At 40.7% G+C, this 12,026-nt stretch carries 11 protein-coding genes; 1 reads left to right on the forward strand and 10 read right to left on the reverse strand.

Annotated elements, in window-relative coordinates; genetic code table 11:
• Nucleotides 1–96: 96 nt before the first annotated feature.
• From SJ2017_RS19815 to SJ2017_RS19860, 10 genes are all read right to left on the reverse strand, one after another.
• On the reverse strand, nucleotides 97–1,578 hold the full coding sequence (locus SJ2017_RS19815) for a hypothetical protein (protein ID WP_080917112.1): 1,482 nt from the start codon (nucleotides 1,576–1,578) through the stop codon (nucleotides 97–99).
• Nucleotides 1,575–1,895, reverse strand: coding sequence for a hypothetical protein (locus SJ2017_RS19820; protein ID WP_167692949.1), 321 nt, complete (start codon nucleotides 1,893–1,895; stop codon nucleotides 1,575–1,577). The genes SJ2017_RS19815 and SJ2017_RS19820 overlap by 4 nt, the downstream gene beginning before the upstream one ends.
• Nucleotides 1,896–2,089: 194 nt before the next feature.
• Nucleotides 2,090–2,830, reverse strand: coding sequence for a GDYXXLXY domain-containing protein (locus SJ2017_RS19825; RefSeq protein WP_218919240.1), 741 nt, complete (start codon nucleotides 2,828–2,830; stop codon nucleotides 2,090–2,092).
• Nucleotides 2,823–3,953, reverse strand: coding sequence for a DUF4401 domain-containing protein (locus SJ2017_RS19830; protein WP_080917115.1), 1,131 nt, complete (start codon nucleotides 3,951–3,953; stop codon nucleotides 2,823–2,825). The genes SJ2017_RS19825 and SJ2017_RS19830 overlap by 8 nt, the downstream gene beginning before the upstream one ends.
• Nucleotides 3,950–5,035, reverse strand: a complete 1,086-nt coding sequence (locus SJ2017_RS19835) for a DUF2157 domain-containing protein (protein WP_080917117.1) — start codon at nucleotides 5,033–5,035, stop codon at nucleotides 3,950–3,952. Before SJ2017_RS19835 ends, SJ2017_RS19830 begins: the two co-directional genes overlap by 4 nt.
• 38 nt (nucleotides 5,036–5,073) lie before the next feature.
• On the reverse strand, nucleotides 5,074–6,012 hold the full coding sequence (locus tag SJ2017_RS19840) for a hypothetical protein (protein ID WP_080917118.1): 939 nt from the start codon (nucleotides 6,010–6,012) through the stop codon (nucleotides 5,074–5,076).
• 164 nt (nucleotides 6,013–6,176) lie between these two features.
• Complete coding sequence (gene rbsK, locus SJ2017_RS19845; RefSeq protein ID WP_080917120.1) at nucleotides 6,177–7,094, reverse strand: ribokinase; 918 nt, start codon at nucleotides 7,092–7,094, stop codon at nucleotides 6,177–6,179.
• Nucleotides 7,095–7,164: 70 nt separating this feature from the next.
• The gene (gene rihA, locus SJ2017_RS19850) at nucleotides 7,165–8,106 is read right to left on the reverse strand and encodes a pyrimidine-specific ribonucleoside hydrolase RihA (RefSeq protein WP_080917121.1); all 942 of its coding nucleotides are present in this window, start codon (nucleotides 8,104–8,106) and stop codon (nucleotides 7,165–7,167) included.
• Nucleotides 8,107–8,480: 374 nt separating this feature from the next.
• Nucleotides 8,481–9,554, reverse strand: coding sequence for a hypothetical protein (locus SJ2017_RS19855; protein ID WP_080917123.1), 1,074 nt, complete (start codon nucleotides 9,552–9,554; stop codon nucleotides 8,481–8,483).
• A gap of 165 nt (nucleotides 9,555–9,719) precedes the next feature.
• A complete protein-coding gene (locus SJ2017_RS19860; RefSeq protein WP_080917539.1) occupies nucleotides 9,720–10,286 on the reverse strand; it encodes a recombinase family protein in 567 nt (188 codons plus the stop codon).
• A 575-nt stretch (nucleotides 10,287–10,861) separates the two neighbouring features.
• On the opposite strand from SJ2017_RS19860, the gene SJ2017_RS19865 reads away from it, so the two are divergent.
• A complete protein-coding gene (locus tag SJ2017_RS19865) occupies nucleotides 10,862–12,025 on the forward strand; it encodes a nucleoid-associated protein (protein ID WP_080917124.1) in 1,164 nt (387 codons plus the stop codon).
• Nucleotide 12,026 lies beyond the last annotated feature (1 nt).

Consider the following 12,026-nt stretch of genomic DNA (forward strand, 5'->3'; position numbering starts at 1 on the left):
ATCCAAGCTCCTAACAATAACCCAATCTAGTAAAGAGTATGGTATTGAGCCATTAATCATGGATGGCCATGTTATTAGTAGCCATTTTATTGCTTGTTACTTCGTCAGCCATTCCCAAGTCACTTTAATTGACTCTTTACGATTACCAGCATCGATATCTGATTCTTTAGCCCAGAGGTGCACTCGCTCAACCAAAATATCTAGCATCTTTTGGCAAGTTTGCTTCATCACAGCCGAACCCGTAATCGTCAGCTGAATTTGCCCATTAAACTTTTTATTTTTCTCTTTGTTAGTCCAGCGTTGGTCACCAAAACGAGCGGCGATGCGCTTTACCTCTATTTCGGCATAACGTATTAAGTCATCGCGTGCGTTTCCTGCAGCTTCATCGACTGTCATCTTAAGCTGATAAGACTCTGTTTTCTTATCATGTACCTGATGAACTAGCGCACGCTCTGGCCCAGCTTCAAGTGTTATGCTTGTCTCAGGCGTTAATGACAACGGGTCGATAATGACTACGCCAAAGTCCACGAGATTAAACGCTTGGTCATCAGTGCTCACTGGTATATAGCTTTTACCGTTAAGATAAAAACACTGTTTTTTAGCTTCAAAGCGATAACCTTGAGGGATTTGATGCGGACCACTGAATAAGCAGCCATCCATGGTGTAAATATGCAGTTGATTGCCACTGCTACCCGTAAAATAAAGGTAATGCCCATCTGTCCATAAGCGACTTTCACTGCGGATTTGACCTTGGTAATCACCATCAATGTATACAGGTTTCATATCCATGATGTTATACGGACTGGCAAACTGCAGGGTCATGTCACCCGTTGCGGCATCTAATATAAAGCCATGTACATCAGTGCCTACCACGATTGAATTGTTGTGGTGCATGACGCTCATTACTGGGTTATCAAAAGTATAGGACCAAATGATGTTGCCAGTGTCCAAACACACAACATTGACTGTATCGCCTGGCCAAGGTTTTTTCGAGCTAGGCTCTTCACGAAAAGACACATAGATTAAATAACTGTCAGCAAAGAAACGGCTGCGCCGGAAACCTGTAGCTTGGGAGTTATCACACTCAACTCTCCAACGTACAGTTAGATCCTCTTCTAGTCCAATAACTGCATCATATTCCCTCACAAATACCCTACCGTTTTGATGGACTGCATAGCCGTCATAATTGAAGGTTATTTGTTCCCCTCCAGCTTTGTTTATTACCTCCCAATGGGTCTCATAGTCGTCATTTGTTAGTACATTAATGAAGTAGTTTTTGAAATTAAAAGAATCAATTCCTTCGGATACAAGCTGCACTAATTCTGGGACTTCAACCACCTTTTCATCGCATGTTAGTTGGTAACACGAATGATAATCATCGTATTCAGAACCGAAATATGTTGAAACTCCTCCATTAATATTCCGAACATAATAGACGCCTATATCATATTTAAATATTTTGTAATTTACTTTATCATTAATCACTGCAGCATGTTCTGCACCAGCTAGGTATACGAAGTCTCGGTCACAATATAACTTTCCTAAAAACTCTAAAGTAGGAACAAACATCATACTCATATAGATTTAACCTCAACTATTTTATTTTGGTTTTTCTTTAAATCTTTAATGAACTGTCCCCATTCTGCTCTACCTTCCTTAGTATTCAAAAATCCCATTTCTTTCCTCAAAGCGGTCTCATTCTTTTTCGCTAATTCAACGATCTTATTACCAATCCCCTCGGCCCCTTTTACCCCTTGAAAGGCATATTCCATCGCCCTGGAGTCAAACGACCAACGAGTACAACAAAATTTCTCGTTGTTTAGTTTGACGAGATCTTTAAATAACTGTCCGGGTAATTCATTAATTTCATCGCCTAAATTTACATTTTTCTTCATGCTGTTAGACAAGACCCCGCCCATACTTGGCTTCGTGATAAACTAGTGACGATATCCAATAAAATCGCCCATTATCTTCAAGATAATTTTCCGAAGTAAGCATCAGCAGATTACCAGCAAGGCAACGATTTCCTGCGCCTATCGGTAAACAACTAGATCACTAATAAGCTGAATCAACAAAGTTCAATCTATTATCAATTGTTACTTTCTTGCTCACCGCCTTCCTCTCGATACTCAAGCTTCTTCAAGTCGGCATCATACATGGCCGTTAATAGCGGCTCCCCATTGCTGTTAACTCGAAACTCACCGTAATCAGCGGCTTCATATACACTGGCATGACCTTCTTGAAAGAAGAAAGCGTTGGTGGCAAATTTGATTTGCCCTTGCCTCACTCGATACTGTATCCGTAGCGGATTTGAACTCAGAGTTTGCTCGATATCTTCAGCACTGCTTATACCGCTGCTTTTTGCATTACTCTTGCCGTCATCTGGAGCATCTGCAATAGCCTGAAAATGGGCGATATGATTTTCATCGATTTTGACAATGACATAACCATCACTATTGGGGAGTGATTGCCACTGTTCACCTGTTATCTCAATGTTTTGCTCTTCACTGCTAGCTACTGAATGACTTTGTGTATCTGAAACGCCTTGATTGGATTTCGCAGCTTCAATTGATTGCGCTTGAGCACGCTTTAATGCTGCACGAATATCATCTGCGATTTTAAACCGCAGCGCCATGTAGTCCCCCTGCATAAGTGAGCGAGGATCAACAGGAGCTAACTCAAGATAGACTTTGGTGCCATGAGCAAGATGTTGCTCTTTTTGATAAATTTGCCAATTCACTAACCCTAATATGATGACTAAGGTGCCAAATAACAGGGTTTTGTGTAAGCGTGGTTGATGATGACTCAACAATTGGATTAACTTATTCACTCACCGACTCCTTGACAACATTATTGATACTCGCCTCAGCACCGTTTAGCCAACTGGATTTAAGTAAAAACCAACGTATACCTAGCAGGACTAATCCCATCACGATGAGGGTTATCGACTTTTCAAAAAGGGTGTAGTGTAAAAAGTAATAGTAAGCAGATATAAAGCTCAGTAGAGCGGTAATCCCTACTCCCATTAATAAGTAATTACTGGCTGAAAAACCTAAAATGAGCAACAAGATACCGACGTTAATTCCTGGTGCTTCAAACGATAGCACCGAAATAATAACGATAACGGCGAATATCCAGTAACGCAGTTTTTGGGATAATTCAGGATGACGACTCAGTATCGTTTGCGCCACATACAGTGACACGAATGCCAATAGTACATTCCCCATCCAAGGAGCGGTGTAAAACCCTTGACTGACCGAAGCGCCGATATCCTTGTACCAATGGTATTGAAATGCCATTAAGCTAGACTGCAAAACTTGTGATAATAACAAGCCATATGCAATGGGACGTTTATGACGTGATAACCCGGCAAACATTGGTTTTTTTGATAGATTGAACTCATTTAATAATAACCAGCACGCAACCATCAGCACCACACCGCCACCAATAAACGGCAGGTGAAACAAGGCTAACGTCACCATCAAACAGCACCCTGCAATAAATGCTGAGCAAAAACGATGAATATCATTCGGCATCATGAACAGTAAACTAAGCTGTAACACTGTGGCCATTAACCAACTAACATCATCGTTAGTATGTTGAATAAAGCCATATACCAATAATATTTGCCCGCAAAAACTCAACGCTAATGCAAGATGCTCTAAAAACTCATTTCGAATTTTTAAAAGTAATACATAGGCCACCAGCACCAACACAGCTCCCATGATGTAAGGGCCTGAATCTTCATCGAAGATAAACTCTAACCCCAATGCGACAAACCCTAAAAAGAATGATGCTGCAAACCAGCCCGCTATTGCGAGTAATAACTTCACAAACCAAGGTGATGTAATTTCAGTTTTTTCTGGCGCTTCCCCCATAACCAATTGATGCTGTATGAGTAATTGCCAAAGCCCATGGATTGGCTTATTGGTATTAGAGAGTGACTGCTTCATGATTGCCACTCCTTATTGATATTTCGCAGCCACATTGCCGACCCCGCCGCCATTCCAATCGTGGTGAACGACATCAACAAAAAGCCCAACTCATGAACATCATTTAGTAGGTGCGTCGTTAAAAAGCTGATAATAATGATGTTGGCCGATAACAAGGTGCCAGCTAGCATAAATAAATCCTGCCGAAAGCGTCGATAGACGATGTACATTAAGCCAACCCATATTGGCCACACAATCACAGGAACGAGATTTTCACCACTCAAGTCATAGCGACTTACACCTATATAATTGGCATCTACGATAACCAATAATGTTAGCCAAGTAATACTGTAACCACTGACTGACGCTAATAATCTTGGTGCCCAGCGAACAGTTAACCAAGTATATCGGCGGCTCATAAGCTCCCAACACAATAATGCTATGGCATTGATACTAAAGACGCTCCAAAGCGCATTTAAGTCTTGATGCCCAAAAAGTCCTACCCCGCCAAACTCAAGAAAATAAAGTAGTACTGCTAAATTGAGTAAGCCTACCCATACCATCCACAATGCACTTAAGCGACCTATGATGACCCAAGGAATAATCAGCAATGCCCAATTAAAAAATAACTGCCAAGGATCGGCACCTGTTTGATATGTCTGCCCAAACAACGCCAGTAATACCCCGAAGAAAATCGACGCCATTAACAAAGGGATTTTGGCAACAGTATCGCTGACTTTAAATTGGCTTACGATTGAAGAAGGTGTCTTGGAGGGTTCTGATAAAGCGGAGCCTTCAGTTTGCTGAGTTTTTCGCGCTTTTTTATCTAACCAGTAATAACCAATAACAGATAAAACAATCAGCACTTCAACAAGCATGAACTTGGCAAATCTACCCATTTCATGCCAGTTATAGGCAATAAAAAACAGCACAGAAAACATCAATGCTAACCCGCCAAACCAAGCGAGTAATTGATTCACGAATTGAAACCAGCGTTGAGTGTTAGGCGTTACACCACTTAGCTGCAACGCCTGATTGAGATGATGTTCAGCTACTTTGTCTTGCTCGATTAGCTCAATCATTTGAGTACGATTTGAGGTCATATTGAGTCCATTCTTATTTCTAATAGCGGCAAATTTGACTAATCAGCCCACACTTCAGGAATGAGGGTCATTCTTCTGATGCTAGGATTATGATTACAAATATGTTGCGTTGGGTTTTCAAGAAAAGCCTTTACAGCATTTGTCTCACATCGCCATTGTATACCTTGTCCAAACTGACTTGGTTTGTGATGAATAACAGTGCCTGACTCAAATTGCGAATCTAGCACTAATACAATTCCTTTCTGGCTAGAAATAAAAGCATCTCTGACACCAATTTCAGACTTTAATCTATTTAACATTGAACTGGCTTCTTTATTACTTTCTGGAAAACGATGATTTTGATAATAAAATCTATCAACATCTCTTCTAGCGCTTAACACTTGACGATTTAGGCTTTGAAATAATGACTTCAGTGCCGCTTGTTCAGAATTCAGTTTGATTGTTTTGGTTTGGGCGGCAATTTGCTTTTGCATGTTTTCAAGAATGCTAGCTTTATGCTTTTCCTGCTCGCTCATTCTTTGCTGAATCTCGATTTCCAGCTTTTTATTCACCTGCTTTGCTTTCAAACCGTTCGTCAAAATATGCACAGTGACGGCAAAAAGTATCAATAAGCTAGAAATAATAAGCAATTTGTAAATAGAAAAGCCTTTAGTGAAGTCTTTTAAGAAAACAGAAAATGATCGGTGCTCTTGATGTTGCCAAATATCTTTCTGTCTTGCTTGAAGCTGTTGTTGTGGTGAGAGCGGAGGGGTAGGCCCTCTTTTATGTGTCGCGATCACTTCTTTGGCAATATGCTCAATTTCTAGTCTATCGAGCTTGGTAACACCATCTAATACTTCAAGGTAATCAATTCCAAGAGGTGGAATATTTCGCCTTTTTATACCATAGAGCTCAAAGTCTCGAGCCAAGACTTTAGCCTTGATCTCATTAATAATGACATCACTTGAGTTACTCCAATAGTTTCCATACCCACTCATATACTTTCATCCTTGACACACAACTTAATCAACCCAATTAAGCTGAAATGCTGTTACAACACCATTTTGTATTCAATCACATTCAAATCCTTAAATGTAATTGAATACAATAGCATTTATTCTTTATATGCACATTAGTTTAGCGATTTAAGATTATCAATTAGCTACAGTTCAGCTCGATAAGGAATACCACGTTGAGCGCCATGCCTAGTCACCGCAATCGCCGATGCTTGATTGGCAAAACTCACCGCTTCAATCATGCTAAGCCCTTCATCTAATGCCACCATTAAGGCGCCATTAAAAGTGTCACCTGCAGCGACGGTATCAATTGCAGTGACAGGAAAAGCGGCTATTAGTTGATTGTATCGCTCAGAATCAGTTTGCACACTGACATAAGCGCCCTGACTCCCTAGAGTGGTAATGACCGTGCCAATGCCATACTGATGCAACTTGTTCGCCGCAAGAGCGGCAGAATGTGTATCAGTAACCGTAATACCCGTAAGCGCTTGTGCTTCAGTTTCATTAGGCGTAATGATGTCTACCAAACTGAGTAATTCTGATGGTAAAGCCGCTGCAGGCGCAGGATTGAGTATGGTGGTGCAATCGTGCTGTTTAGCAAGCCTTAACGCTGTCGCCACAGTATCTATTGGAGTTTCTAGCTGAATGAGTAAATAACTGGCTAGGTCAAACAGTCTTTGTTGCTGCACAATATGCGCAGGCGTTAAGCAAGCATTTGCTCCAGCAACCACACCAATACTATTTTCACCTTTCTCACTGACAAAAATCATTGCTGTACCAGTATCTTGTCCAGCAATATCATAACAGCCAGATAATATAACGCCGTCACTTTGCCAAGCATCCCGCATCAACCTAGCATTACCGTCATCACCCAGCGCACAAATAAATTCGACCTGCTGCTTTGGTGTTTTTAATCTAGCTGCAGCAACAGCTTGATTAGCCCCTTTACCGCCAAGTTCTAATCGATATTGCTGGCTCATCAAAGTCTCGCCAGGTTTGGGTAGCGTACTAAACGCTAATACATGATCGGCATTAGCACTGCCCACAATTAATAATGTGTTCATCAAAAGGTTTCCTCAGTGATTGACATGGCAAGTCACTGATTATTTATAAAAAATAGTGACAATACCTTGCCTATTTTTGAAAATATTTACTTAGGCAATCGATAATAAAATCTACAAATGCAAGTCGGTCAATATCAAACATCACTTTCGCGTTGTGTGGATTACTGGTTAAGTGGTAGCGATCAACCACAGTCATGCCTTGGGTGTACTCGCCTTTAGTTTCAATGCCGACCCAACAGTCAGTCGCTGTAAATAATTCAGGTTGTAACATCCAAGCAATGGTACAAGGGTCATGAAGTGGCGCCCCAGTAAACCCCCATTTAGGATCACGGTGGTAAATCATAAAGAAATCTAATAATTCTGCCACGCATTGAGATATCGGGTTTCCAATGTCACGAATACGTTCAATATCTTCATCCATGATTTGTGCTTTATGAGTCACATCTAACCCACACATCACGACAGGAATGCCAGCTTTAAATACAATATCAGCCGCTTCAGGATCAACAAAAATATTGAACTCGGCAGCAGGCGTCCAATTGCCTTCGCTAGCAGCCCCGCCCATTAATACAATCTCTTTTATGTTTGTGTGCAGCTCTGGGTACGCCGTTAAAAAAATGGCAATATTGGTCAGAGGACCTGTTGGTACTAAAGTCACTGGCGTTGCTGATTGACGGACTTTTTCAGCCATCAATTCAATGGCGGTTTGCTCAACGGGTGCAAAACTAGGATCGGGTAATACAGGCCCATCTAGCCCTGACTCACCATGAACATTGTCAGCAATAATGAGATTACGCGCCAATGGCTTAGGTGAACCTGAGGCAACAGGAATATCTTGGCGTCCTAACAAGGTTAAAATGCGTAAGGTATTATTGAGCGTTTTGGCTTGAGTTTGATTACCAGCACTGGTTGTCACTGCGAGCACATCTAATTGGTCAGAACTTAATGCAAGGATCAGCGAGATGGCATCATCATGACCAGGATCGCAATCGAGAATGACGGGACGTTTCATGGGGGGACTCCTCTTTAAGATGTGCTCAAAATTAGCATGAAATAAAAAGAGGATAGGTGACGACTCTCTAAAAACGATAAAGATACTGATGCTAATGAGCCGAGCTAATCTGCACCCTAAAAAACAAAAGGCCTCACATTGCTGTGAGGCCTTTAATTAAATTAGGTTGAGTTGGCCGATAAGCTAACTGGCAAACTCTAACTTTTTGAATTCATTGATACACATTTATGTATGTGTTTTTTAGTGTACCACTTTGTGTACCACACTTTAACAGCAAAGACCTCAATCTATAAAAAGCTTACCAGCCCTCTCCCCCTCTCTTTATTTTCATCCAGCTCAAATACAAGAAATAGCTGTAAATAACAATAAATAAACTACCAGTTATCTTCCACAACCTCTTCAATCTTAATCTGCTGTATTGGGGCATTACACTTTCCAGTAAAAGCCCTAACCACCTCTTCATAGGCTAAGTCAGAAACTTCTTTATTTAGAAAGGTACAGCTGAATCTATTATGCAAATCATTCTTGATGTACGAATCATACAGCCTGCCTACAGAGAAGTTCCTGTTTTGAATGGTTACTTCTCCATCTCTTAAGTGTAATTTCAAGTTCACAAAAGTTGTCAATTCCACATCAGACAACTCTCTAACCCAAGGCTCTGTAGCCCAAAGGCGCTGCTCTTTCAGCTCATCTTTATCTAAACAGATAGCCTGCCCCTTACTAGGCCTGAGACTCTGAGCCCCTTGTAACGCAATCATGAACTGAACTTCAGCAGACCCAACTTTAGGCACGTTTAAGCTCAATCGAGTGAACTCATTCTCAGCAACATCCATAAGACTGAATTTCCCCTTAGCCTCAATAACCCCCTCAACCAGCCCTTTCTTAGAGGGCTTGAGCTTATGGGTTGATTGAAAAGCTATGACTGCCCCTCTAAAACTTTTATTTTTCTTTATAGACTGCCTGACAGCCGCGACACCCTTAACTCTTTTTGATGGTGGCGGTAAGCCCACTTTATGCCCAACTTCAAAAACCTTATTTCCTAAGTGCCTATTAATTTTGCTTGGGGCAATAATCAAGTTTCTAGGCGATAACTCACCAGTAAACTCAGCTCCTGACTTTACGGGGTATAGATGACATAAATCCAACTCAAGGGCAGATGACCACCCCTTATTGTATGAATACTGGCAATACTTTTTGCGTAATTTATACAGAGCATAAAGCTCAGATAAGCCATTAGATGTAAAATCTACAGCCTTAAAGGTTTGATGCTCTGCTATTCGATTTACTAACCACAGCCCAAAATTCGAATTGAGGAATTTACTCACCCAATCTGTTTTTTTCTCTGTTTTTCTGCATGAGCTACAATTGATGAACTTTTTAGACGTGGTTACAAAGACCTCTTCACACTGTCGACAGAGCTTTTTACTTTGAATAGGTTTTATTGACATGGTTCCCCCTCTTTCGTTTAGTTAAATAGTTAAAACAGGGGGTAAGTATTCTATAAAATGTAACTAACCAATCTCCATAAATAACTGTTATATCAGGTTAATCTGTTACTAATCATTAAGTGAAAAATGGGTATCTAAAGTAATAACTATCTGAAGGAGGCTGAATTATTGGCTCTTGATATACCGATAAAGAGTCGCAACCCCAACGCCTACAGCCCTAGCTGACTCCTCCTTACTCAACCCATTGCCTACTAAATCAAGTGCACGCTGACACTTCTTAACTGTTTCAGGAGATTGCTGTCTGCCCTTGTATTTTCCTTCTTCTTTCGCCTTGGCAATCCCAATAACCTGCTTCTCTAGAATCTGCTCTCTTTGCATCGTGGCAACAGCGGCTAAAGTAGTAATTACCATCTTCCCTGTTGCGCTAGTAACATCGATACGCCCCAAATCATCAACTATTAGTGACACATCTCTGTTAGTCATATCGTCAATGAAATTTAGTACCTCAGTCGTATTACGCCCCAACCGTGATAAATCTTGAACAATAATAGTGTCAGAGGATTTAACCGTTTCACAAAGGGATACAAAGGCTGGCCTATCAAGCGACTTACCACTAAAGTTTTCTGCGAATAGGTTATCTACTGGCACATCGTACTTGCCACACAAGTAATCAACCTGAGGCCTAAGTTTTTGCCCATCAGTACTAACTCTTGCGTAAATATAAGTAGTCATAATTACCACCCTCTCATTAAGATACCCTAATGATAAACCTATCATATAAATGGTGTCAACCCTAAATGATAGAAGCTCCTAAACCTGTCTTATGGGTATAGTTAATTGATAGGTCTCAGGCGATAACTTGAATTACTGTTGAGCGTATAAGAAAGGCGTCAGGGTATTTTAATATTGCTACACATTCTTCAAAGAAAGCCTTGAAGGCACTAAAGACTTCAGCACCTTATCTTGATTTATAGCTACCTACCAACAGTATGCTTTTGAATCTAGATGCCAGCTTAGTCTCTCGATTTTGATAAAATTAACTCTATTGCATACGCAGCAAGCATAAGTATCAGTGTATGTTTTGAGGTATACCCAAAAGCATGGAGTTAAAGCTGGAACAAATGTAGGTATCCCCTTCCCCTTAAAAGAATGTAGCATAGGTCAATTACTCACCATAAAAATTAGACCGCACTAGATTAACCATATAATATGCTTAGATAATCAAGGAAGATGTTTAAAATTCACACGGTAATTCGCTAAATATCTCCCTCCCTTTTTATATCTATAGCTTAATGCGGAAGATTAATATGTTTGAATGCACTGACTGCGGTGAGACCTTTGATGAGTCTCTTGAAAATTGCCCCGACTGTGAAGCTTTAGCACCTATCGAACGCCCAAAATTTATTTCCGTTGCAGCTGTCACTGCGGAGTTCATCACCCAGACAGGTAGCTCCAGCCTTTCTTCAAAGGTTGGTAGTGAATGGCCTGAAGATGATGATATTTGCTACAGATTAATTGTAGAAGTCGAAAATAAATTCAAACGAAGAAATAAATATCACAGTTATTACGATGAGGACGTATCCCCGAACTCTACCCCTGTTAGGTTAAAGTCTTATATCAACAACACTCTGTCTTTTACGGAGTTAGTAACCTTACTCATGGCGTCCTTAGTTGATGCAGCGAAAGATGCAGGTGCCTACAAAGTTGCTGGGGGTAATATAGTGTTTATGCATTATAAAGGTCATGAAGAAGATGATACTGGTCGGCTGATGGCGATGATGGTGGACAAGAAAGACGGATTTAATTTTGATGAGCACCTTGTGCCGACCGACTCGGAACATATTAACCTAGAGGCTATGAGGCAAGCAGCATTATTTGACCTTGCGCTTTTCGACTCAACTTATCCAGAAATCCCACAAGAAGAAACCTATCTAAAATTTATAAAAGGTGCTTCAAAAGGTTTATTTTTTAGAGAGGCATTTGGCTGCGTGATTAGAGCGGAAAATGCTCATTCTGTTACTCAACTTTATGATGCGCTATCAGCATTTCAATTACAAAATGATTTACCTGAATCGTTTTACAATAATGCATTCACCTCGCTTGATGCTATCCTATCTAAAGCGGCAAAGGATAAAAAGAGCGTCCCTGCAACCGTCTTGTATGAAGCAATAGAAGGTGCGCTTGAGCTGGACTCACCATTGCGTGGCACTTTCCAAACTTTCGTGAATACAAATGGCTTTGAAATAAACCACCATATTGAACCTACGACAAATTCAGTAGATGCCGAAAGGTGGATTGATATACAAGCAGTTGATGAGAGCTTTATGGCAAAAGTGTTCAAAAAAAGTATTGGTCAAGCGGGTACTGGTGAAGTGGTGCAGTATGACCCTGAAAACCATAAGCTCATACTTCAAATATCAGATGAAAAAACCCAGAAATCACTACTTAAGTTGATGACAGAAGATAGTTGAT

Origin of the sequence: Shewanella japonica, assembly GCF_002075795.1 — a bacterium.
In the GTDB taxonomy this organism is placed as follows: Bacteria; Pseudomonadota; Gammaproteobacteria; order Enterobacterales; family Shewanellaceae; genus Shewanella; species Shewanella japonica.

Excerpts from the sequence above, each read along its gene's own strand:
- SJ2017_RS19815 (WP_080917112.1), bottom strand. The coding sequence starts at position 1,578 with ATGAGTATGATGTTTGTTCCTACTTTAGAGTTTTTAGGAAAGTTATAT.
- SJ2017_RS19820 (WP_167692949.1), bottom strand. The coding sequence starts at position 1,895 with ATGAAGAAAAATGTAAATTTAGGCGATGAAATTAATGAATTACCCGGA.
- SJ2017_RS19830 (WP_080917115.1), bottom strand. The coding sequence starts at position 3,953 with ATGAAGCAGTCACTCTCTAATACCAATAAGCCAATCCATGGGCTTTGG.
- SJ2017_RS19835 (WP_080917117.1), bottom strand. The coding sequence starts at position 5,035 with ATGACCTCAAATCGTACTCAAATGATTGAGCTAATCGAGCAAGACAAA.
- SJ2017_RS19840 (WP_080917118.1), bottom strand. The coding sequence starts at position 6,012 with ATGAGTGGGTATGGAAACTATTGGAGTAACTCAAGTGATGTCATTATT.
- rbsK (WP_080917120.1), bottom strand. The coding sequence starts at position 7,094 with ATGAACACATTATTAATTGTGGGCAGTGCTAATGCCGATCATGTATTA.
- rihA (WP_080917121.1), bottom strand. The coding sequence starts at position 8,106 with ATGAAACGTCCCGTCATTCTCGATTGCGATCCTGGTCATGATGATGCC.
- SJ2017_RS19855 (WP_080917123.1), bottom strand. The coding sequence starts at position 9,554 with ATGTCAATAAAACCTATTCAAAGTAAAAAGCTCTGTCGACAGTGTGAA.
- SJ2017_RS19860 (WP_080917539.1), bottom strand. The coding sequence starts at position 10,286 with ATGACTACTTATATTTACGCAAGAGTTAGTACTGATGGGCAAAAACTT.
- SJ2017_RS19865 (WP_080917124.1), top strand. The coding sequence starts at position 10,862 with ATGTTTGAATGCACTGACTGCGGTGAGACCTTTGATGAGTCTCTTGAA.